We start from the raw sequence: 22,285 nt of genomic DNA on the forward strand, positions 1-22,285 counted from the left end.
AGCAGACAGAGTATTGCTCGGTTAAGAAAATAGCGTGCACGAACAAGGGAGAGAACTGAGATGTTGGGATTAGAGATTATGAGTGGGTCAGCAGAGGCGATGCTGACTATGGGGTTAGTCCTCGTTGAGGCTATTGCTCTCTACGTGGGATACGGCGCTCTAACTGGCCTCATCGGATCACAGGTTCTAGATGTAGTCGGGGGCGATTGAGGATGGAGTTCTTTGGGTTGACCCTGCTGATGGTAGGGCTATTCATTGGGTTCGGCCTGCTCATCGGGATTCTATTTGGATTCTTTGGAATGGGTGGGTCATTCCTCGTGACGCCGGCCTTGCTGGTACTGGGATATCCCTCAACAGTCGCGGTCGGAAGTGGCCTGGCGTTCGTGTTCGGGACGAGTGTCATCGGTGCACTCCGTCATCGCCACCATGGACAAGTCGACTACAAACTTGCGCTCATCATGATCGTCGCTATGACGATCGGCATTGAAGCCGGGAAAAGTGTTGTATTCTTTTTGGATGCAACGGGCATCGCTGACGTCGTTATCAGCATCGCGTATATTGGGCTTCTCGCGGTTGTCGGTCTATTCACACTACGCGATGCATGGAATTCAGAGGGCTCCGATTCGACTGGACGTAACTTGTCCGATTGGGTGCAATCTCTCCATCTACCACCAATGGTGACGCTGCGTGGTAATGTTCGGATATCCGGCACCATCATCTTCGCAGTTGGATTCGTCATCGGCGTACTCTCTGGATTCCTTGGTGTCGGTGGTGGATTCCTATTGATGCCTGCGATGATGTACGGCCTCGGTGTCCCAGCTGCTATCGCTGTCGGAACGGACATCCTTCAGATAACCATTTCGGGGGCGTTTGGTGCATTTCGCTATGCACAGTCTGGATCCGTCGTATTACCAGTCGTTGGCGCATTGCTTGCCGGAAGCGCACTCGGCGCACGTATCGGTGCAGGTGCGACGCAGCTTGTTGAAGAAGACGCAATCAAGGGATACTTCGCGGCAATGCTACTTGCGGGGAGTGTGGCCGTTGCAGCAAAAGAACTTGGGGCTGCATACGGCATAGGTATCCTGAACACGGTGAGTGTCGGGCTAATCTTCGGTGCGGCGATTCTCGTTAGTGGTGCAGTCGTCCTCGCCGCTATCTGCCGTCTCCGGAACGATAGCACAGGGACGGTGTGTCAACTCACCACTACCTGATCAATCGTCACCTTCCTGAGGGAGAGGCCTTTTTCAGAGTGGCTGAATGTGACCGGTTTCACAATATGGAAGTCGTATCGGTCCCCAGCAATTTCCTGGCATTGTGGAATGGTCACAATCGAAAAGCGACTTGGTAGCGTAGATGAGCGCTTCGTTACTCTTCCCAGATAAAGGTGGAGGCTAATGATAACCCCTCTTTCGACCAACGAGTAGGTATACAAATATCAAAGTTGACATTCTGATCCAGGTGACTTAAGTACCTCAAGTGTGTAGTTGTGGATGCAATGAGCAATACTGGATACGGTGCGGCAGAGGTCGCACAGCGCATACAAAATGAGGAAGCGGACCCACTCATTCTCGATGTACGGCGCGAGGAGGACTTCGAGGAGTGGCAGCTCCCCGGAAGCACGAATCTGCCTATCTACGATGAACTCCTCGAACACGATTACTCTACCCTCAAGGGGCACCTCGACGAACTTCCAGAGAACAGAGAGATCATCCTCGTCTGCATTGCTGGTATCACATCCGGTCGTGCTGCAGAGTTCCTCCGCGAGCACGGGTACGATGCCGAATCCATCAACGACGGGATGAATGGCTGGGGTCGTGTCCACCGCCAGTACGACATCGAAGAAAGCGACGGTATCGTGCAAATCGTTCGCCCTGGGACGGGATGTGTCTCGTACCTGGTCCACGATAGTAACGAAGGCGTCGTTGTCGATCCGACACAGTACATCGACGAGTATCTGAATGCCGCCGATGACCGGGACGTAGAGATCGTCGGTGTCGCTGATACTCACGCCCATGCGGATCACGTCTCCGGGGCGCGGCGACTCGCTGGCGAACTCGACGTTCCTTACTACCTCCATAGTGAGGACGCCGGTAGCCTCGATCGTGTGGATGAGGTGACCAACGGCGATACTATCGGCGTTGGCGACCGCGATCTCGATGTGATTCATTCGCCCGGTCACACGCCAGGAAGTACTTCCTTCGAATATGGTGACACGCTTCTCTCGGGGGACACGCTGTTCCTCCGGAGTGTTGGTCGCCCCGACCTCGAAGACAGCTCTGAGGACGCTGTTCGTGAGGCTGCGAGCCTGCTGTTCGAGAGTCTGGATGACCTACTCGACTTTGACGACAAAGCGGTCGTCCTCCCGGGTCACTTCAGCGACGAAGAGGTCCGACCGCTCGCAACGGAGCTCGGCGAACTCCGTGAGGAGGCAACCAACGAATTGCTGAGTTACGTTGAGGACGGCGACGAGGAGTCATTCGTCGAGACGATCGTCGAGAGCCTCGCAGATGAACCCGCGAATTACAACGAGATCAAACAGATCAATTGGGGAAAGGAGCAACCTGGAGACGACGTCGAGGAACTCGAACTCGGCCCCAACAACTGCGCAGCTAACTAGATCTCCAGGCGACTTTTATCGATGTCATACGCGCAGGGCATTCGACGAAACTGGTCGCAGTTCGCCTTACAGTTGCTGACCGTTTTTGCGGTTGGGTTGACTATCGGGACTGAACGTAACGTCGTCCCAGTACTTGGTCGCAACGTACTGGGCGTTGAGTCGATGCTGGTTATTGGCTCATTTGTGGTGAGCTTCGGCTTCGTCAAAGCCCTGCTCAACCTCTACGGAGGGAAATGGTCAGAGACCTACGGTCGGAAACCTATCCTCATCATCGGGTGGCTTGTGGCACTTCCAATTCCTCTCGTTCTCGTCTACGCGCCGAACTGGTGGTGGATCACGCTCGGAAACGTGCTCCTAGGTATCAACCAAGGACTCGCCTGGAGTATGAGCGTCAACGCAAAAATCGACCTTGCTGGGAGCGATACACGCGGGCTTGCTGTGGGTCTTGATGAGGCGTTTGGTTACGGTGGCGTCGCTGTTGGTACATGGATAACGGGTCTTCTCGCCGCAGAGTATGGGCTTCGCCCCGAACCGTTCTACTTCCTCGCAGGGGTCATCATGATTGCGCTTATCATCTCAATTCTGTTCGTAGAGGAAACACTTCCATTCGCCCAAGCTGAAGCTGAGGCTGAGAACGATAGTGATTCGGATGCCAACCTCCCATTTAGGTCAGTACTGAAACGGGCGACATGGGGCGACCGAACGCTGTTTGCCGCGGCACAGGCCGGGAGCATCGAGAAATTTGTCGATGCACTTGTCTGGATTGCCTACCCATTGTACCTGACGAGTGCCGGACTATCGGTTGCACAGGTTGGCGTCGTCGTCGGTGTCTACGGCGGTGTTTGGGGAGTACTCCAACTCTACACCGGGAAACTCGCGGACGATATCGGGCGGCGGCCCCCCGTCATTGCGGGAATGTTCATCGCTGGCCTGGGTGTACTCGCGACCGTACTCGTGACAGGATATTGGGTGTGGATCCTAACTGCCGGTGTTACCGGTATTGGGATGGCACTACTCTATCCGAACTTGATCACAGTCGCCAGTGACGCCGCTCATCCTTCGTGGCGCGCGACTGGGCTCGGTGTCTATCGTATGTGGCGAGACGCGGGATACGGCTTCGGCGCGATCTTGATTGGTATAACGGCGGACCTAATTTCCACGGAGGCTCCGTTCTACGCCGTCGCAATCGCAATGTTCGTTTCTGGGGGTGTGACCATCTTTCTGATGCGTGAAACCCATCCAAACCACACTGACTCCTTCACTGGTAAGCAACAGCCACACTCAGTCGATGGCAAATAGGTGAGCGGCAATTTGCAAGTACCCACCTATTGTATATCGAGATGATTCAATCGTAGACGAAAAGGTTCCACCATTACTAGCAGAGAACATCCGTCTTACCGGCGTAGGAGTGCAAAATTGTATCGCTTGTGCACAAGTCTTTTACTCACCCACCGACTACTAATTCGTGATAACTATGCCAGAGTCGATGTCTGCACAGCTCCAACAGGACATGGAGTGCGAAGGTCTGCTCGAATGTTTCCACGGACTCAAGCAACTGGATAGAGAGTGCTTCGAAGTGCTTGTAAACGCCACAGAGTCGCTCACAGTCGATGAAATCGCGGACGCTGTGGACCGTGAGCGCTCAACTGCGTATCGCTCTATTCAGCGGCTTCTCCAGACCGGATTCATCCAGAAAGAGCAGGTCAACTACGAGCAGGGTGGTTACTACCACGTCTATTCCCCAAGCGATCCCACAAAGATTACGAACGATATGCAGCGGATGCTCAACGACTGGTATGCAATGATGGGGCAGCTCATACAAGAGTTCGAAACCAAATACGAGCAAACAGAAACGGCAGCACCCGCTGAAGGATAGTACCGGTCACAGTACCAGCGATCTCTCGTCGATATCGGTCTTCTCAAACAACCTCTCTATTCAATCAGTATGCCTCGGACTCGCTTCTGGAACCCGTTAGATGTCTTCTGATTCCCATTCTGCTAGTTGCTCAACACCCGCCTCTAAGAACGCCTCGCGACGATTTTTCAGGAATGTCAGCGCACTAGCGACATCGACGTTTGCCCCTAGACGTTCCCATACAAACGCCGGTTGCCGTTCACTGAGATCAACTCCAAAATCAGCAGCAATACGATCTCGAACCTCACTACTGAAAACTGCTTGCCATGTTGACGGAAGGCTCTCAGCATCTTTTTCTCGAGGGACAAGTCGGTGACGAGCGCAGTAATCGATCACAACGCGCGTCTTCGGACCAGCCTCCGCGTAATCTGTAATGCGGCGTTTGGTCTCAGGGTTGGACATACCGATTCGAGAGGATCCAGTTGCATATATTGTCGTGTTTTTGAGAGTGCGAATCCGGGTGACCTCTCGGGTAGAGATATCTGATAACACCTCTGCTCTATACCACATTCTGAATTTATACATATATCATATTTCTAGCGTGATATCCATCGCTAGAAACATCTGTTTTCAACACCAACCAGAAAATCGCCGTTCTTTATATACTAAGATCCGGTGCCGTTAGGCAGCCAGAATTCACCATGCAAATCGCCGCCTACGTTCGTGTTTCAACTGATAATCAGATCGAGGAGTCCGCTCGAAATCGTCTTAGGCAAACCAGAGTTCAACGGTCGGAACCATGGTTCCCTCCACGGCGATCTGTTAGTGGAGGTTGTCGTCAAGAGTATCGAAGAGCCCGCTATTTCTCTTCGCTGAGGAGGTCGTCGATAAATCTGAAGCCATTGACGAACGTCACAGCGTCGCCATACCCGTCACTCGCGAGAACGGTCTCTGCTCCCTCTCCAGCGGCAATGTCGGTCGTGTAGATATAGGCGTGGCTCGCATCGCCTGAGCTGAGTGCCTGTATCGCGAGCGCACCGAGAGCCGGATCGGCACGCTCGATCTCGTCGGCTGGTCGACCGTCAGCATTCGCGATATAGCGTTGAATGCCGTCCATCGTCTTCGAAACGGCCGGGTTCGTGTAATCCAGTGGCTCAGCGATGCGAACCCATCCGTCATCAATGGCAGCATCAACTGGAATCGCTTCGATTTCGATACTCTCGCTGGTGTCGGTCGTGGTCAGTTCCTCATAGACACGCTCGGGGACAGCGAACACGATTCCATTTCGTTGAGCGAACGTCCGAACCCGCCGATAGCGCTGATTGTCGGGGGCTCCGAGCGCGACGAAGAACCCAGTGTCCGCAATGTGGAGGACGCTCACTCGTCGAGGTTCTCGGCGTCGACCACATCTGCGAGCGACGCACCAGAATCCTCGAGCGCGAAGTGTTCGTGGACGATCGGCCGGAGAGCCTGGAGGATCACTTCGGCTTCGAGTGGCGACATATCGAGGTCCTCGGCCACGAGGCGATGGGTGGTTTCGCCCTGTTCACGAGCGAGAGTGTGGGTGAGTGCGGTCGCGAGGCCGTGAATCCCACGACGGTCGATATACGAATCGATGGTCTCGTTGGTCGCTCGGCGTGCGACTGCGGCAACGAGAGCGGGTGAGATAGTGTATTCACGCTTGTTGTCGGCGGTTAATGTGAGCTCGATATCGATGGCTGTGTACCGCTGTGGTTGTGTGTCACTCGTCGAAGTGAGAACGCCAGCGTCGACGAGCTGGTTCACGTACGTGTAGGCAGTCCCCTGTGAAATCTCAAGAGCGTCGATGAGTTCGCCGACGGTCGCCTCGTCTTCGCAGTAGATATGCGTGTAGATGCGGGCGAGCTGGGTCTCTTCGAGAAGGTCGGCGATCGAGAGAAAGTCACGAACGATGTTGTCTTCCTCCCGTGGAGCGGTCTGTGACATGGGTGAAAGCTCTGTTTATAGATTATACGTAATCTGCAATAAGTCTGGCGGAGCGCTCAACGGAAGTTGAGACTGGCGCTCTCAATGCATAGCGAAAAGAGAAGCTGGTCCAATGGAACACTGGTCGCTCTTCAGTCTGGTCTGCTACCAAAGGAAGGTTCCTCGCAGCTAGCAACCAAGTGGCTCACTTTTCCGCCGGCGCTCCCTCACTGTCGAATTCTCGGCTAAGAAGGTATCCCGCGATTGCCGCTGTTGGGATCGTCAGCCACCCGATCCCGATAGTCCCAAGAATCCCAAAGAGAACAAACCCCATCCCAAATTCGGCAAGTGCCACGGGTGATGCAACTGATGCAACGAATCCGGAGAGGCTGGAATATTGCTCAACCGTGAACAGTATCATTGCTATTGGAGATATCGAAATCCAACCCGTTAACCCCCCAGCGAGTGCGCCACGAAGGGGCAGCGTCCATCGATCAGTGGACTCAACGATGAGTCGCCACATCGCTCGTCCGACAAGGCCGCTAACGATACCGGCAGTACCAACGACAGCGACCAAATCAGTTATCGACCCCAGGGCGGCAGCTATGTCGGCTCCACTGAAGCCATTGTAGAGTGTCTCGGTGTTGCTCGTATATCCTCCAATAATCTGAACCAGAGCCATCTCTACGGCTGCTAAGAGTCCAAACGTCTCTGTCGCACCATATTCTTTGTTCATACACTCGGCATTTTCTTCTCGTAGTGCTACCATGATAAGAGCTAGTGAGAACGATACCATCTCAGTAAAGCCATGAGCGGCTACCAGCGGAGTGATGCTGTAGGTTTAAACTAGTCACTGGAGAGTAGTCTCATCTTCCCGTACATAGCAGAAGTTGAGACTGAATCTCTCAGTGCATAGAACAACTCGCAGAACCTTTCTGAACACAGATTCTGCCGATTCCTATTGAGGTTAGAACAGCGGGTCCGGTTCGTCGCCACTGACAGGTTCAACCCCAATTGCCGCAGCAATCGCTTCTAATTCAGGCTTCGAAAATGCATCGTCAGATGCATCTTCTCGACTATCGGCAAGCCCGACGGTAACGCGGATCTGTTGACGCATCGTCGCTATCGATGCAATTGGGTCAGTAGTCTCTGTAATTTCGAGTGCCGCACACAGTGCTCCAAGTTCTTCTTTCGTGAATGAGGCTGTCACCTCCTGTTTGAATCGCCCGACACCCCCACGAATCCCGTTCCGGATATCGTGTTTTGTGACCATACCGCTACTCCGCTGGCACTCGCTAAATGACTCCGATTCGCTCACCAACTGTACAGCTATCGCTAGGAAATCAAGCCATTTTGTTTCACGAACTTGTTCTTAGCCGCTCAGAGGTTACCCCACTTACCCGGAAAATTCGACACCGTGGGGTAAATCTGAGGGTCCAGGATACTGGATAGCCACTTCCACTGTGGGCTCTCTTAGAAGATGAGGCCCCTTAGATTCGTTCCTCAGCTGTAAATGCTATTGACCTAGCGAACTTCTGGATGATGAGATCCGTCTTCTCCATTTGAGGACAGAAATATTTAATCTAGCAGTGAATGTTCAAGCTTTGGTTAACTATTGGGTGACACGATAGCTATTTCCAGATAGGAATGTGTGGTAACTGCTCTGATCGGATATCGTCCAAGTGCCGTAAAATGGATTACTGGTGCTTCGTAGCCGTTTGGCGTAATCTCTGGGCTATGCCATTAGTCAACAGGGCAAAGTCAGGGTCAGTCAGAATAGAATCTTCCTAATTTCATCCAATATTTGTGTGTGAATGATCCACTGCTGTCCGTCCTCAGTAAACCGCGTTTGATACGCTCCAGACGGCTATATTCGGTGATTGAATAACACCCTCCACATTTCCACTGTTACTCAACTGGCCTCTTTTCAAGGGAGAGGAAGGGGGCACAAGCAGAGCAAACGATGACAAAAAACAGCTACTCCAGGTTTGATGACTCATATAATATTGTCTGGCATTAGGGAACGATGCTTCCCTCCGACAAGTCAATCGAGCCGTTCAAGCGCTGCGATCGATTCGAGCAGCGCGCGACCGTTGTGGTAGGCGGCTTTGTAGACTGCACCCTTACGCCCGACGGGTTCGAGGTCGTCGTTCACGCCGGAGTGCCACTCGCCGACGTCGTGGTCGATGCCGTACTCGTCGAGGAAGTCGTAGGTCTCGGTGAAGACGTCGAGGTATTTCTGCTCGCCGGTGTGTTCGTACATTCGGAGCGCGCTGGTCAGGCCCTCGGCCTGGACCCACCACGCCTTCACCCGGAAGTTCGCCGGTTCGTCGAAGCCACCGTAGAAGTAGAACCCCCCGTGCTCGTCGTCGTAGCCATACTCGAGAGTGTACTCCCAGAGCGTCTCGTAGAGGTCCGCATAGAGGTCGTTCGAGATGCCGAGCGCGTTGGCGGCGTCCATCGAGAGCCAGACGTTCTCGATATCGTGGCCATAGGAGACCACTCGAAGGTCCTCCCCATCGAGTTTGGGTTGCCACTCAGGCGTGTACTTGTCCGAGCACGCACCCAGCTTCTTTCGTACGACTGTGTTCGTGAGAATATCGAGGAGTTCGTGGAGGCGCTCCCGGCCGCGAGCGGTTTCGAAGGTCTCGTAGTACGTCGTGAAAGCCTCCATGAGGTGGAGGTGGGTGTTCATGAGTTTCAGGGAGGCGTCGAGGGCGTCGTCGCCGGACTCCTTCGGCGACCAGTCGGGTTCGATGTTGTCGAGGTAGGTTCTACCCTCGAGGATCGGCTCCCACTCGGGCGTGAAGTACTCGACGTAGCCACCGTGTACGTCGTCCTTGGCGTGCTCGTCGAGGAGGTCGACGAGCTCGTGGGCGTACTCGGCCGCGCGCTCGTCGCCGGTCGCGCGGTGGTACTCAGAGAGCGCGTAGAGACCGAACGACTGGCCGTAGAGGTGTTTGTTCGGTTTCGAGGTCGTGCCGTCGCGTTCGACTTCCCAGCCGAACCCTCCGTCCTGGTCGTCCCACATTTCATCGAGCAAGAAATCGAGGCCGTACTCGGCGATCCCTCGATACTCGTCACCGTGTCCTTCGCGTGCGAGTCGTGCGGTGAACCACACCATCCGAGCCTGCGTCACGACCTGTTTGTGGTTGTTGCCCGCGAACTCGCCGTCGGCATCGTAGCTCGTCAGAAAGCCACCCTCGTCGTCAATACACCGGGGAAACCAAAAGTCTAGAACGTTCTCCTCCAGCACCGCTTCGAGCTTCGGACGGTACGCTTCTCTGATCGTCTCAGTGTCTTGCATGTGTTCAACACACCCATCTATCTAATAACGATTATGATACGACTGGTATCACCGGTGGACTGTTGCTCTAAAAGCTCCGCTGACCAAATCCGAACCGCTTGCTACCCGATGATGGCTGGCACTAGGTTCGGAATCGCTCAGCCGAATTCGGATTTGTCATTCGAGTCCGTGGTGCTTTTCGTCTTACCTAGGCTGGTCAAGATCTCGACCAGTACGGGTAGTTCGTACGTTGTTTGTTGCGTTCGAAGGACCTCGACCGCGAAACCGTTCGCGGCGGCTTCGCGAACCGGTTTGGGGTCTCGTCGCGACTTTGTTGACACAATACGGCTCAAAAGTTCGCTCCTGACGGACGCACGGCTGTTCTCGGTCAGCTCTTCGTGATACAAGAAGTGTCCCAACTCGTGCGCGAGCACCGCATCCCGAACCTGCGTGTCGGGGACACCGTACTGTTTGGCGTGCGCTTCGATCGAGTGCCGATATACCGTTATTCTGCCGCCGTTGTACGTCCCCAGCAGTACCAACCCATCAAGTCCCTGCCAGTCGTCGACGCGGACTTCGAGGCCGTAGTGCTCTACGAGGTCCTCTAGATCGGTGGCGTTCGATTCGGCGATGGCACTCTTCGCTACCTTTACCCCCTTTCTCCAGCCTCGGCGCTCCCCTGCCGTGTCGTAGGGAAGGAGCGGGTCTACCGGGTCCATCAGGGCTTTTGACCGAGTATGACGATCCGCTCGTCGTCCTCGATTCCGTCGAGTTCCAACTCGATGAGTGAGTGGATCTGCTCTCGGCTGGACAGTCCACTCGCGTCGAGCATCTGACTACCATAACAGAGGTAGATATTTGGGAGTCTCGTCGAGGATCCACTGTAGACGGATTCCTTGTCGAGAACGCGTTCTATCGCGTATTCGAGGTCCTCGAACGTGGTATCGTAGACGGACGCGTCCCGGAGGTTCATCTTCACGACGCCGTAGTTGTCGATTATCGACACGTGGTCCTGTTCCTCACTCACCAACCCGAAGTACTTCTCGCTTCGCTCGGTCGCTCGGAAGACGTTCAGCCCCTCTGTTTCACTGTCCTGATGGATCTCCGCTACGGTCGTACTGAGACTCGACGCCGCCTTCTCTTGAAGCTCTTCGTGAGAGACGCTCTCCTGCCCCATCGTTCGCGTCTGCAGTTCTGTCGACGCTTCGGCCTCCACGCGCAGCAGATTCTGAGAGTCATCGTACTCGATCGTGGTGTTGACGGTCTCTTGGTTCGCGCCCATACTCACGACCGAGTTGATGGCCTCCTGTCTGATCTTCTTGATCTCGGCTTCGGAGGGGTTCATCACGTTCCGTTCCACGACGTCCCGCACCATCGCCACGCCGACGCCAACGGTGCTGACGATCTCGTGGTTCGCCGCTAGACGGGTTTGGTAGTCGGAATTCTCGCCGAGATACGGGATCAGTGATCCGCACCCACCCCCACCACCGACGACCTCCAAGAGTGACTCGTCGAGGTCGTACTCGGCGATGATCTCGTCGATGACGGGCACGACCTTCCCGATACTGATGTCCAGTATCTGCCTCGCCGCGTCCTCGGGTGTGACGCCGAGTTCGTCGGCTAGCGGTTCGAACGCTTTTCGTGCCGCGACCGGGCTCCCCGCAGCGTAGGCGTCCTCGTCCAACATCTCGAGCAGATTCGCCGCACAGCTGGGTGTCAACGCGTATCTGTCCCCGTTCTCGACCTCTACGGCGACGTACTCCGAATCGCCTGGCTTCGGTTTCACCCGGACGAGTTTCGGATCGACGATATCGTCGGGGTCAGCGAACGTCGAGTAGGGGATATCCGCAATGTGCGCACTTCGAGGACCCGATTCGACGACCTCCCCACCCTCGACGCGGATCATCGACCCGCCCGCGACACCCTCGGTTCTGATGTCGAGGGTACGGAGGAAGGTCGAATGCCCACCGATCTCGGCGGACTTCCACTTCGGCTGGCCTTTTTCGATCACACTGATGTCGCTACTAGTCCCACCAACGTCGACGAATATCCCGTCGGTGACGTTTTCGTACATGAGTGCGCCAGCGACACCCGCTGCCGGCCCCGAGAGGATCGTCTGAATGGGACGGCTTCGCATCTCGTCGATCCCCATCACTCCCCCATCTGAGCGCATGATCATGAGGGGAGTGGTGATCCCGAAATCCGCCACACTCTCCCCGGTCGCCGTCGACGTCTTGACCATCCTGGGGAGGATGCTCGCGTTGACGACGGCGGTCCGCGTTCTGATCTTCAGTCCGTAGCGCTTGGAAACGACGCTCGCACCGATCGCCGGCAAACCGAACTCCTGGGCGATTTCCGTGACCTCCTCTTCTAACTGCGGATCGTCGACCCCGAACGCCTGACTGGAGACGACCGCTTCCACGCCGTTTCGCTCGAATTCCTCGAGCGTCTCGATCACGGCCTCCTCCTCTAGGCCGTCGCCAACGTTCAGATAGTCGTGTTCGGTTTCGATCTTCTGCTGGTCGTCCAAGGCGATATCGCCGACGTTCGTCTCCGAACGCACTCGCCTCCCCTGTATCCCCTTTCCGAGTCCGAGTATTCCTACCTTGGAGACGTCGCCCTCCAGCAACGCGTTCGTCGCCTGCGTAGTCCCGTGAGCGATGAAGACGACGTCGCTCGGCTCGGCTGACAGCGTATTCAAGATCCGCGACGTTGCCTCGACGATACCGTCGGCGACACCGACGTCGGATTCGTGCGTGGTCGGAACTTTTACCTCGGCCAGCACCTCGTACGATTCGCTATCGATCGCTACTGCATCCGTAAAGGTCCCACCGACGTCTATCCCGACTCTCACGCTTGACATACTCGGGGTAGGACAGTGTTTGTAATGAAATTATCGACACGACCGTCGCGCCAGGGGAGCTACCCGTATCCACACTCGTCAAAAATCGGCTTCAATCCGACGCTACTGCCTCGACTCGCCCGTACTCGGGACTGATCGGTTTCGCCCGCTCGGTCGCTGCACACAAACGATTCGAAGATACGGAATGCATTCAAAATCTATTCTGACGGTCTCTGTATACGAAATATAACGCCAATAGTACTGTTACGGATCTCTCCAACCACGCAACTAATTAATCATTAGGTACTTCTAGCCAGTCGGCAAGTCGAAGAACAAAAATTCCACCATGCGGAATCGAGGATTGGTGAACCATTGGCTTCTAGCGACTGGACGAGGCCTCCGTACTCGATTCGACTGAAGAGATGCGAGGTGAAACGCTTCACCGCTCGATCCGTATTCCATCATGCGGAATACTTATTGAGACACCTGATAAACAGGGAGAGATGACGCAAAAACCCGCGAAGAACCCGGTAGGGACGCTCGAAAAGGCGTTCTCCATTGTCGAGACGGTCAGCCGGGAACGAGGAACGACTATTGACGAACTCGACCGGCAACTCCCCTACGCGAAATCCACGATACATCGTCACCTATCTACGCTTCGACAAGAGGGGTACGTCATCAAGAACGGCTTCGTCTACGACATCAGCTACAAGTTCTTCGACGTGGCTTCGTACCGGCGGGAGTACGACCCGCTCTATCAGATCGGGCGGTCGATCACCGACGAAACCTCGAACCGTGCCCAGGAACGCACCTCACTCATCGTCGAAGAGCGGTCTCGGGCGGTGAAATGCTATATCTCCGAATCGGAGCAGTCGGTCGTGACGGACGCCCATCCAGGGCTCTCGATGTACATGCACTGCGTTTCGGGCGGGAAAGCGATCCTCGCCCACCTCAGCGAGGAACGCGTGAAGGCGGTTGTCGACGCCGTCGGATTGCCGAAGATGACCGACAACACGATCACGGACCGCGAGCAGCTGCTGTCCGAACTACGTGACGTTCGGGAGAGCGGTGTTGCGGTAGACGACCAAGAACGTATCACCGGCATCCGCGGTGTCGCCGCCCCCGTGATAGACGACCGAACGGACGAGGTGCTCGGCTCGATCGACATCACTGGACCGACGACCCGTGTCGAGGGGGAGAAGTTCAGAAGCGACCTACCGGACCTCGCCAGACGGGCCGCTGCCGAGATTGCGAACAACATTCACTATCTCCGTGACCACTGATAGTGAGAATTATCCTGAGCGAGGCTCTACCCTCGGCCCGTGCTGAACTCGCTACTATTTTTGTCGATACCGAACCTACTGAGTATCTCGTTCGAAGTAAATGGTCGAATCAACGAGCGTCTTTCGGCCTACATCCCGAAGAAGTAGACCGAGACGATGACACCGCCGGCAGCGATCACCCAGATATACGGAAGGATGTCCTTGGTAATGTCGTTGACGTTGACACCCAACTCCTCTGCCGCCCACGCGTTGTGGGTGTTCGTCGGGTCACCCGGTGCCTGGACGCGGAGGGCACTCACGGCGGTCGTCGTAATGAGTTCTGGGCGGAACCCGATGGCCGCCAGTACCCCGATGATGCCGCTGCCGAGGCCCCACAAGTTCAGTGGCCCACGGTACAGCGCCAGCGGCGCGAGGACCGCGAACATGACCGCGTAGAGGACCATGTTCTGTGGGACGACCTGTCGCAAGAACGGCTCCATTGATTGGGCGATCGGATCGGAGAACACGGCCACGAGCAACCACCCGATCGCGAGCATGAGCGCGATCGCCGGTGCGACCCGCTCGATCCCCTCGTGGAAGCTTTGGGTGATCAAGCGCAGCGTGTTTCCGAAGTTCTTGAAGCCCTCCAATCCCGGCTGGCTGAAGAGCGCGGCATACAGGATCCCGATGATGAACGCCACGAAGACGTTCGTAACACCCCCGATCACCAACACGACGGGGATGATCGGTGCGAGCAGCGCGTACTTCGGCGTCGAGCTTGCCTCCGACGAGCCACTCTCGATGGTTTCGGCAAGCGTCTCTTGCACGCCGGCTTGCGTCCCACTCCCGCTCGAAATGGGTTTTCGGACCTTCAAGAAAACGTACAGGATCCCGACCACGAAGGCCAACGCTGCCACCGGTAGTGCCCAGATGATGACGCTGTTCAGTGTGATGCCGGTCACCTCCTGATAGTACACCCAGTTCGCGGGGTTCAGCATGATTCCGTTCCCGTATGCGAGCAGGGTTATCGCACCCGCGGTCTCTCGGGGGAACCCGACGCTGATCAGGATGGGGAAGATAATCGTCGCGACGAGGATGAACGCACCCAGGCCGCTGATGCTCGTCGCCACTATCACGACGGCCGTGTACAACGCGATAGCCATCACCAGTGGACTGTCCCCACCCAGTTCCGCTGCTGTTTTCACGATATCCTCGAGGATACCTTGTTTTTCGGCCAATACTCCGAGCGCCCCACCGAAGACCGCTGCCATCATCGCCGGGGCCAAGCGTGTCGACCCGTCCATGATGATCGTATCGAAGATGGTGGTGACGGATAACCCACCCACGGCCGCGATCCCGATTGCCATTCCTCCCAGTGCGATGAAGGTCGGAATGACCTCCAGCATCATTAGCGCCCCGAAGATAAGGAACACTAACAGTATCGCGATGGCTGTGACTTCTACCATGTATCTTGCTCCAGACAGAGCAATCATAACCATACTTAAATATCTTTCTGATTTTTAATTACGTTATATCCCGAACAAGGGTAGTAGGTGCATTAAGTTCACCGCAACTAATACAATTTATTTTACATCATCTGTTTGATCGCACCGAGGGTACGTAGACCGGACCCATAATGTTTAAGTCGAATTGCGGTAGTCGATTAACACAGTCTGCTAGCAAGTGGACCCTCGTCCACAGACTTACTCAAAACATGACTTCATCATACACTACCGTTGTGGTGGGTGGAACGCCTGGAGGTATCGCGGCTGCAGTTACCGCTGCACGACAAGGGGTAGATACGTTGTTGGTCACGTACAACGCCTCACTCGGCGGAATGATGACTGGTGGCCTGAGTTATACAGACACGATGCTCAAGAAACACCGCACCCCGATCTTCGCGGAGTGGCGCTCCGCCGTCAGAGACCATTATGAGACGGAATACGGGCGCGATTCCGAGTCGTACGCCCGCTGTGAGGACGGGTACATCGCGGAACCACACGTCGGCGAGCAGATATTCGAGGCGCTTACTGAGGACACGGAAAATCTCGACATCATACGAGAGTTCTACCCGTCCTCAGTCGTTCGAGTCGGTAACCAGATCAAATCCGTCACCTTCCAATCATTCGTCCAAAGCGAGACGGTGGACGTTAGTGGTGACATTTTCATCGAAGCAACATACGAAGGCGATCTAATGGCCGTTGCGGGGGTGTCTCATCGAATCGGACGAGAGAGCCGGAGCGAACACGACGAACAGTTCGCGGGCCGTCTCTATACTCGAACCAGGGGTGACCGATACTACCCCCAGGAGGCGGTTGGAGACGGCGTCGATCCGAGTGCACCACCTGATAGACGTGGACCGCTCGACACCCCTGCGGAGAAGAATCAAGGTGAACTCGACCTCGTGCCACACCCTGCCGGGATCTCCGAACTTCACGCACGGAGTACAGGGGAAGGTGACCAAACCATTCAGGCGTACAATTATCGGCTCTGCTTGACTGACGATCCGGAGAAGCGTATCCACCCATCAAAGCCGGACGGCTACGATAGTTCAGCGTACGACGAAACGCTAGAAGAGGTCAAGCGGATCGGATTTCGTTCAACGCTTCGGCTTCGGTACCTTCCCAACGACAAGGCAGACATGAATACGGCTGACTTGCCTGGGAAGAATTACGACTATCCTACTGCGGACTGGTCCCGGCGGAGGGAAATCGCAGCAGAACACGAACGCCACGCGCTTGGGCTGCTTTACTTCCTGCAGAACGACCAAGCCGTCCCATCCGATATCCAGACTGAAGCTCGAAACTGGGGGCTCGCATCCGATGAATGGGAAGACAACGACAACTTCCCTTTTCAGCTGTACATACGCGAGGCCAGACGGCTCGATGGGCAATACACGTTCTCGGAAAGTGATGCCCGCCACGCCCCGGGGCTTGACCGTGCGCCGATTCACGAGGACAGTATCAGCGTCATCGAGTACCCGCTTGACTCACACGCCTGTACAGACGACCGACAGGCTGGGAGTCATCCCGAAGGTCACTTCTTCGCCTCACAGGTCACCCGACCGGCACAGTTCCCATATCGGTCTATTCTTCCGAAGCAGGTCGACAATATGTTAGTTCCTGTCCCTGCCTCGGCGACCCATGTTGGGTATGGGTCGATTCGTCTGGAGCCAACCTGGATCCATATCGGAGAATCGACAGGCTATGCAGCGGCGCTGGCCGTCGAACAGGACGTTCCACCGTCGGATGTCGATGTGACGCGACTTCAAAAACGCCTCGTCGATGACGGGGTCATGATTTCCTTCTTCAACGATACGAACGTCGATGACGACGACCCCTGGTCCGAGCCGATACAGTACCTGGCTACGAAGGGATTCTTTTCATCTTACAACGCAGATCCTGAGTCACCGTTGGCACAAAGCACGGCCGACCAATGGATCTCATTGACCCTGGACCAGTTACGCGGAGAGTCGAATCCAATGAATGCAGCCAAGGAGACGAATGATCGCTCACCTTCGGAACCGATCTCTTGTACGGAGTTCGTCTCGAGATTGATAGGTGACCTATCGCTTCCTGAACGGGCTAAAACTCGGCTCCAAGACATAGTCAGTGATCAACAGACCGGGTTAGATGACCCCGTTCTGCGGGGCAATGCTTGCTGTGCAATATTTCACGTTTTAGATCGCGCGGACGGTCAACACACTATTACCGATCCCAATCTATAAGTAATATTAACACAAATTCGGGAGTGGCTCAGAATCTGAGTCACTGGGAGAAAATCAAATGGAAGAAAAGCGCGGCCATAGTCGTCGGACTGCATTGAGAGCTATCGGACTTAGTGGTGTGAGTCTATTCACATTCGGTACGTCGTTCATAGGCAAAGCGAGTGCGTATGGAGACGACCTACAATCGTACTACGAGCTTGATGATTCAACAGCGACCGACTCGTCCGGAAATGGTAATAACGGAACAGTAAACGGTGCGTCACCGGGAGCCAGGGGCGTCTCGAACGCCTGCTTTGCCTTTGACGGTGTCAACGACACCATCACAGTTCCCCACGTCCTATCGGGACAACCACGGGGCTCGTACTCAGTCTGGGTGAATGCCGAGAACCTCGAGATGGACCGAGGAATCCTTGGTGACTGGTCAGAAGGGGCCCTTACGATGTGGTATGACACCGTAAACGACTACTGGGGGTTCGCCGCTCGAATCGGTGGGACGATTCGGAAAGTCACCGGCGGGTCGCCGACGGTTGGTGATTGGACCCATCTCGTCGCAGCCTACGACGGAGCCGAACTAAAGATGTACGTGGACGGAACCGAAGTCGACAGCGTGACCGCCAGTGGTGACTTCGAATCGGAGAGTACTATCCAGATGGGAAGCGATACCGGTGATCACAATTATTGGCATGGGCGCGTTGATGAGATGCGAACGTACTCCCTTGGGCTCTCTGCGAACGAGGTACAGGAGCTATACGAGAATCCCGGCTCGGGGGACTTGGGTGATGATGACCACGTCACTGATATCCATCTAACTAACCGACAACTCGCGTTCGCTCCGAGCGCGCCGAGCTACTCGCCTGGGGACGAATGGATCTTCCCGTCCATCATTGAGACCTCAAAGATCGACAATCCACTCGGGAAGTACCACCTCTACTGTGCCCCCCACGGTACACCAGAAACAAAGGATGGAGAAACCGTCGGCATCGCGTTGTTTTATTCAGATACCCTCAACGGGACATGGACTGAATATTCTGGAAACCCGATCATTGATCCGTCGGACTTCAGCGACGCATCCCATATCTCCTCGCCACACGCCCTCTTTGCCGACGAGTACGGCAAAGTGCTTCTCTACGCTCACGGTAGTAACGATAAGACGCGCTGGTGGTACTGCAACGGCGGAAACGGAGCGACCTTTGACTATGGCGGCATCGCCGTTGAGAACTCGATGTACTCGGGGTCTTCGGAGACCTCCTATGCTCGCGTGTACGACTACTCGATCCCGAATCGAGGCAATAACTACACGATGTTCTTCATGGCGAACCAGAGCGGGACGCGTCACATCCGGCTCGCTATCTCGGACGACGGTAAAGACTGGACCGTCGACCCGGACGCAGTCATCACGCCGCAGCCAGAACACGACGGGAACGTGTCTTCACCATTCTTCTTCCGATACAATGGTATGTACTGCTTGGCATTCAACGCCTCCGATGGCAATACGTGGGTCACCGAAGTCGGCCAGGATATCGACCGAGAAAACCACCTTGGAATACTCAACCCCGCGACCGACGGCACACCGGATCACGGACGGTGTGCGTCGCCATTCTTTATTCGGGACGACAACGGTCAGCTGTGGTTCTACTACGAGTCGGGATCACGACTCAACGAGGCTATCGCATTCGCGCAAATGCCAGATTCAGCCGACTCCACCAATTTGTCACTTTTCGAGTTGTCTTAGGAGAGCCGATATACCGCTTCAAAGATAAGTTCCAGACATTCTTTCCCGTCACGAGATGTATCGAGAGGCAGTGAAGCGGATAGTCAATCGACTGGGTGAGATAGATGCGTTTCATCGGGCTGGGTTGGTCGCTATCGATATCACTGAAGAAGACCCATTCACTGGCGATCGAGAGGGCTGCAAAGACGAGATTATTGGGACGAAAGAGAGCACTGACGAGTACGCCTATCAATGGGCGACCGTGCAGTTAGTCGGGAACGCAGTTCCGTTAGTGCTAGACGCTCGGCCGGTCAAGAAAGGAAAGACCCGCCAAGAGATCGTTGAGGATCTGTTGGATAGCGCTCAGAGTTTGCTCCACGTTGATGGTGTGCTAATGGATCGAGAGTTCGACAGCCAGCACCTACTCGAATCCATCTCCCAGCGAGGACTGACGTACGTCGTTCCCAAGCGGATGTATACCAGCGAAAAGGCACAGGCAAAGCGATTGCTCGAGCGATATCAGGATTACTACACCGCCGATCGGAAGCTCCACCTTGGCAAGAATGAGTGGCACGAGACCACGTTCGTCTACAAGCGCAATCCGAACTCGGACCGAGATGACTACGGGCAGTACGCGATGTTCCTGACGAACGCCCCAGCTGGTGCTGTCCGTGAGTACAGCCATCGTTGGGAGATCGAGAGCGGGTACAAGAGCATCAAGCGCTTCATGGCCGCGACCACCTCGAAGGACTTCGTACTCCGATTCTTCTACTTCGCGTTCGCGTGCCTGCTGTACTCCATTTGGCGGGTGGTTGATCTTCTTGTGCAGGTCGCTCTGACCGACGAGTACGAGCACTCGCCGATAGTAACGGCCCAGAACACGCTGACATTGTTGCAGAAGCGGACAGGCATCGGATAGAACCCTGTATTGGGCTGGAAGCCGCGAGTCTGAGCGATAGCTCTACCCAACTTACCTCTCGGACACGATTCTAACCAGACCGACGACACAAATCGGGCGGTGGAGCTTGGTTTGGTGGCGGTCGGAACCCACTATTCCGCTACGATCGCGCATTCTACCCCCTCTATACCTGCTGTAGTCTCATCTTCAGTGCCCATAGCTGAAGTTGAGACTATCGCTCTCAATGCATGGCGGGGAGGAAACTGATTCAGTAGGATCAAACTCTAATCGCTCCACATACAGCNCATAGCTGAAGTTGAGACTATCGCTCTCAATGCATGGCGGGGAGGAAACTGATTCAGTAGGATCAAACTCTAATCGCTCCACATACAGCCTGCTATTAGGTGCAGTCCCAGGACTACTACTCCGTAATATCAACCATCTTGGAGCTTTCACGCCACAACCGATCACGCGCCTCATGGCTACGAGCAAGTTCCGAGGGATCAGGATACGTGATGTCGCTCCTGACCAGCGACGCATAGATGCTTCCGGACGGCGGGGTAGCCCTACCTAACGTCAATTGAGCCAGAGCCTCTCCCGCACGTTCTGGTGTTTCCGGGTATAAATCGGGATTGAACCTACTGGCAAAGCGAAACACCAGACGCCCAGGACTAGATGTCATCAGTNCCGCACGTTCTGGTGTTTCCGGGTATAAATCGGGATTGAACCTACTGGCAAAGCGAAACACCAGACGCCCAGGACTAGATGTCATCAGTTGTGAGAGCGTCCCGCTAAAACCGGACGCATTGCGGAATAGCGAGGTATCAGTTGTGAAACCCGGGTTGTAGGCGACAACCTGGATATTGCTTGCTTTCACTTCATCAAGTTCGGCGAAAGTTCGTGCGGTCAGGAGATTGCAGAGTTTCGATGCCGCGTAAGCGCGTACGCCAGCGCCAAAGCCTCCTTTGGGGGGATACGCTAGCGCCTGCGTGTCGAGCTCTTTCGGTGCAAAGGGATAGTGTCCCGGATCGTGTGTATCGCTCGTAGTGATCACCAACCGTCCACCTTCTGCCAAGCATGGCAGCAGTTCACGAGCCAACAGGTAGTGGCTGAGATGGTTGACTGCGAACGTCTTCTCGAAACCGTCGTCACTACGCTGATCTACGTTTGGATATTGCACACCAGCATTGAGCACGAGCATGTCGATCCGGTCGTCGGCCAGCCGGTGCTTCACTGCGTCCGCAAAGGTACGAACACTTTCGAGCGAAGCGAGATCAAGGTGTACCACCGTACTGCNCCGTACTGCCTTCTGGCACGACTCGCCCGCTGCCACGAGCTCCGATTATGACTTGTGTGTCGGGCTGAGATGCGATTCGGTGTACGGCGTGCTCACCAATCCCGGAGGTGGCTCCCGTCATCACAACAATTTGTTTGGATTTGGATTCGTTACTCATGTGCAGTCATAGTCACCAGCAGATATCAATCAACCGGTTTACTAAATGTCTCACTAATCAGACCTAATCATACTGAGAGAATTACTAGAGGTTTTCACAGATATCGACAAGCATTCGACGGAAAAGCGACCTTTCTGCAGGAGAAAACCCCTCCAACATTTGGGATTCCGCCCGCTCCAAAATCTCTTCGACGGGTTCCTGGTGTGCCTGACCATCATCAGTGAGGTATACTCGGGAAATTCGTGAATCGTTGGGGTCCGACCGACGTTCAACTACTCCTTCAGATACCATTCGATCGAGCATTTTACTGATTGCTTGTGGTTTGACTTCCAACCGTGCGGCTAGCTCTTTTTGCGAGAGCCCATCTTCCTTCCACAACAAATAGAGAAGAACCTCCTGGCCGGCGTATAACCCAATGTCGGAGAGGTCTTCCCGGATTTGATTTCGATACGCCTTCCCNTGATAGGGTCCGATCGATTTTGTGTCATAACTCTGGTCGTAGATCGCTAATACGGATTCGCGCTGACCCTTATTAGACATAGTGGTACCTGAGCGAATTCTCGCTCTCTCATGGGCCACCTACTCAATCAACTGGTTGTCTATATTAAGAAGACCAGGCTGAATTATAACGCTATTTGAGAAGAGCTCGTTCGCCGAGACAACGGAGCACGGACTTGATCCAGTACGTG

At 55.1% G+C, this 22,285-nt stretch carries 19 protein-coding genes and 1 pseudogene; 9 read left to right on the forward strand and 11 right to left on the reverse strand.

What is annotated here, in order from left to right; all coding sequences use genetic code 11:
* The first annotated feature begins 60 nt into the window (after window positions 1-60).
* The 5 genes from C447_RS19020 to C447_RS00740 all read left to right on the forward strand — a co-directional run bounded on the left by C447_RS19020 (window position 61) and on the right by C447_RS00740 (window position 4,493).
* Window positions 61-210 (forward strand): DUF7512 family protein, encoded by a 150-nt coding sequence (locus C447_RS19020; RefSeq protein WP_007689846.1) that lies wholly within the window; start codon window positions 61-63, stop codon window positions 208-210.
* Window positions 211-212: 2 nt separating this feature from the next.
* Entirely contained in the window at window positions 213-1,211 is a 999-nt protein-coding gene (locus C447_RS00725; protein WP_193361370.1) for a sulfite exporter TauE/SafE family protein, read from the forward strand.
* A 284-nt stretch (window positions 1,212-1,495) separates the two neighbouring features.
* Entirely contained in the window at window positions 1,496-2,617 is a 1,122-nt protein-coding gene (locus C447_RS00730; protein ID WP_029601859.1) for an MBL fold metallo-hydrolase, read from the forward strand.
* A gap of 21 nt (window positions 2,618-2,638) precedes the next feature.
* Complete coding sequence (locus C447_RS00735) at window positions 2,639-3,916, forward strand: MFS transporter (RefSeq protein WP_007689855.1); 1,278 nt, start codon at window positions 2,639-2,641, stop codon at window positions 3,914-3,916.
* A gap of 175 nt (window positions 3,917-4,091) precedes the next feature.
* Window positions 4,092-4,493, forward strand: a complete 402-nt coding sequence (locus C447_RS00740; protein WP_007689857.1) for a helix-turn-helix domain-containing protein — start codon at window positions 4,092-4,094, stop codon at window positions 4,491-4,493.
* Window positions 4,494-4,589: 96 nt separating this feature from the next.
* Here C447_RS00740 and C447_RS17540 read toward each other — a convergent pair whose 3' ends face one another.
* From C447_RS17540 to C447_RS00770, 8 genes are all read right to left on the reverse strand, one after another.
* Window positions 4,590-4,934, reverse strand: a complete 345-nt coding sequence (locus C447_RS17540; RefSeq protein ID WP_152416115.1) for a hypothetical protein — start codon at window positions 4,932-4,934, stop codon at window positions 4,590-4,592.
* A 397-nt stretch (window positions 4,935-5,331) separates the two neighbouring features.
* Window positions 5,332-5,853, reverse strand: a complete 522-nt coding sequence (locus C447_RS00745; RefSeq protein ID WP_007689859.1) for a hypothetical protein — start codon at window positions 5,851-5,853, stop codon at window positions 5,332-5,334.
* Window positions 5,850-6,437 (reverse strand): winged helix-turn-helix domain-containing protein, encoded by a 588-nt coding sequence (locus tag C447_RS00750; protein ID WP_007689861.1) that lies wholly within the window; start codon window positions 6,435-6,437, stop codon window positions 5,850-5,852. The genes C447_RS00745 and C447_RS00750 overlap by 4 nt, the downstream gene beginning before the upstream one ends.
* A gap of 184 nt (window positions 6,438-6,621) precedes the next feature.
* The gene (locus C447_RS17030) at window positions 6,622-7,212 is read right to left on the reverse strand and encodes a hypothetical protein (protein WP_237713436.1); all 591 of its coding nucleotides are present in this window, start codon (window positions 7,210-7,212) and stop codon (window positions 6,622-6,624) included.
* Window positions 7,213-7,383: 171 nt separating this feature from the next.
* The gene (locus C447_RS17035) at window positions 7,384-7,689 is read right to left on the reverse strand and encodes a hypothetical protein (RefSeq protein WP_239639157.1); all 306 of its coding nucleotides are present in this window, start codon (window positions 7,687-7,689) and stop codon (window positions 7,384-7,386) included.
* Window positions 7,690-8,460: 771 nt separating this feature from the next.
* Complete coding sequence (locus tag C447_RS00760; RefSeq protein WP_007689865.1) at window positions 8,461-9,723, reverse strand: AGE family epimerase/isomerase; 1,263 nt, start codon at window positions 9,721-9,723, stop codon at window positions 8,461-8,463.
* Between the two features lie 137 nt (window positions 9,724-9,860).
* Window positions 9,861-10,421: an ImmA/IrrE family metallo-endopeptidase gene (locus C447_RS00765; protein WP_007689869.1), complete on the reverse strand. Its 561-nt coding sequence runs from the start codon at window positions 10,419-10,421 to the stop codon at window positions 9,861-9,863.
* Complete coding sequence (locus C447_RS00770) at window positions 10,421-12,565, reverse strand: hydantoinase/oxoprolinase family protein (protein WP_029601733.1); 2,145 nt, start codon at window positions 12,563-12,565, stop codon at window positions 10,421-10,423. Before C447_RS00770 ends, C447_RS00765 begins: the two co-directional genes overlap by 1 nt.
* A gap of 482 nt (window positions 12,566-13,047) precedes the next feature.
* Between C447_RS00770 and C447_RS00775 the strand changes: the two genes are divergently transcribed.
* Window positions 13,048-13,827: an IclR family transcriptional regulator gene (locus C447_RS00775; protein ID WP_007689872.1), complete on the forward strand. Its 780-nt coding sequence runs from the start codon at window positions 13,048-13,050 to the stop codon at window positions 13,825-13,827.
* Window positions 13,828-13,955: 128 nt separating this feature from the next.
* On the opposite strand, the gene C447_RS00780 is transcribed toward C447_RS00775, so the two are convergent.
* Window positions 13,956-15,272 (reverse strand): transporter permease, encoded by a 1,317-nt coding sequence (locus C447_RS00780; RefSeq protein WP_010612727.1) that lies wholly within the window; start codon window positions 15,270-15,272, stop codon window positions 13,956-13,958.
* A gap of 248 nt (window positions 15,273-15,520) precedes the next feature.
* On the opposite strand from C447_RS00780, the gene C447_RS00785 reads away from it, so the two are divergent.
* The 3 genes and pseudogenes from C447_RS00785 to C447_RS00795 form a co-directional block, all read left to right on the forward strand.
* Complete coding sequence (locus C447_RS00785) at window positions 15,521-17,533, forward strand: FAD-dependent oxidoreductase (protein WP_080505365.1); 2,013 nt, start codon at window positions 15,521-15,523, stop codon at window positions 17,531-17,533.
* A gap of 58 nt (window positions 17,534-17,591) precedes the next feature.
* On the forward strand, window positions 17,592-19,265 hold the full coding sequence (locus tag C447_RS00790) for a LamG-like jellyroll fold domain-containing protein (RefSeq protein ID WP_079255091.1): 1,674 nt from the start codon (window positions 17,592-17,594) through the stop codon (window positions 19,263-19,265).
* A gap of 52 nt (window positions 19,266-19,317) precedes the next feature.
* Window positions 19,318-20,163: pseudogene (locus C447_RS00795) on the forward strand (IS4 family transposase); the annotation flags it as partial.
* Window positions 20,164-20,563: 400 nt separating this feature from the next.
* Here C447_RS00795 and C447_RS17040 read toward each other — a convergent pair.
* Both C447_RS17040 and C447_RS17045 read right to left on the reverse strand, forming a co-directional pair.
* Window positions 20,564-21,475 carry an SDR family NAD(P)-dependent oxidoreductase gene (locus tag C447_RS17040; RefSeq protein ID WP_007689882.1) on the reverse strand — a complete coding sequence of 304 codons (912 nt, stop codon included), beginning with the start codon at window positions 21,473-21,475 and terminating at the stop codon, window positions 20,564-20,566.
* 205 nt (window positions 21,476-21,680) lie between these two features.
* Complete coding sequence (locus C447_RS17045) at window positions 21,681-22,136, reverse strand: MarR family winged helix-turn-helix transcriptional regulator (protein WP_007689884.1); 456 nt, start codon at window positions 22,134-22,136, stop codon at window positions 21,681-21,683.
* Between the last annotated feature and the right edge of the window lie 149 nt (window positions 22,137-22,285).

The organism is Halococcus hamelinensis 100A6 (assembly GCF_000336675.1).
Classification (GTDB): Archaea; Halobacteriota; Halobacteria; order Halobacteriales; family Halococcaceae; genus Halococcus; species Halococcus hamelinensis.

Bases quoted from the DNA above. Each gene is read 5' to 3' on its own strand.
- C447_RS00750 (WP_007689861.1), bottom strand. From the start codon at position 6,437: ATGTCACAGACCGCTCCACGGGAGGAAGACAACATCGTTCGTGACTTT.
- C447_RS00775 (WP_007689872.1), top strand. From the start codon at position 13,048: ATGACGCAAAAACCCGCGAAGAACCCGGTAGGGACGCTCGAAAAGGCG.
- C447_RS00760 (WP_007689865.1), bottom strand. From the start codon at position 9,723: ATGCAAGACACTGAGACGATCAGAGAAGCGTACCGTCCGAAGCTCGAA.
- C447_RS00730 (WP_029601859.1), top strand. From the start codon at position 1,496: ATGAGCAATACTGGATACGGTGCGGCAGAGGTCGCACAGCGCATACAA.
- C447_RS17540 (WP_152416115.1), bottom strand. From the start codon at position 4,934: ATGTCCAACCCTGAGACCAAACGCCGCATTACAGATTACGCGGAGGCT.
- C447_RS17030 (WP_237713436.1), bottom strand. From the start codon at position 7,212: ATGGTATCGTTCTCACTAGCTCTTATCATGGTAGCACTACGAGAAGAA.
- C447_RS00770 (WP_029601733.1), bottom strand. From the start codon at position 12,565: ATGTCAAGCGTGAGAGTCGGGATAGACGTCGGTGGGACCTTTACGGAT.
- C447_RS00725 (WP_193361370.1), top strand. From the start codon at position 213: ATGGAGTTCTTTGGGTTGACCCTGCTGATGGTAGGGCTATTCATTGGG.
- C447_RS00735 (WP_007689855.1), top strand. From the start codon at position 2,639: ATGTCATACGCGCAGGGCATTCGACGAAACTGGTCGCAGTTCGCCTTA.
- C447_RS00785 (WP_080505365.1), top strand. From the start codon at position 15,521: ATGACTTCATCATACACTACCGTTGTGGTGGGTGGAACGCCTGGAGGT.
- C447_RS00790 (WP_079255091.1), top strand. From the start codon at position 17,592: ATGGAAGAAAAGCGCGGCCATAGTCGTCGGACTGCATTGAGAGCTATC.
- C447_RS17035 (WP_239639157.1), bottom strand. From the start codon at position 7,689: ATGGTCACAAAACACGATATCCGGAACGGGATTCGTGGGGGTGTCGGG.
- C447_RS00780 (WP_010612727.1), bottom strand. From the start codon at position 15,272: ATGGTAGAAGTCACAGCCATCGCGATACTGTTAGTGTTCCTTATCTTC.
- C447_RS19020 (WP_007689846.1), top strand. From the start codon at position 61: ATGTTGGGATTAGAGATTATGAGTGGGTCAGCAGAGGCGATGCTGACT.
- C447_RS00765 (WP_007689869.1), bottom strand. From the start codon at position 10,421: ATGGACCCGGTAGACCCGCTCCTTCCCTACGACACGGCAGGGGAGCGC.
- C447_RS00740 (WP_007689857.1), top strand. From the start codon at position 4,092: ATGCCAGAGTCGATGTCTGCACAGCTCCAACAGGACATGGAGTGCGAA.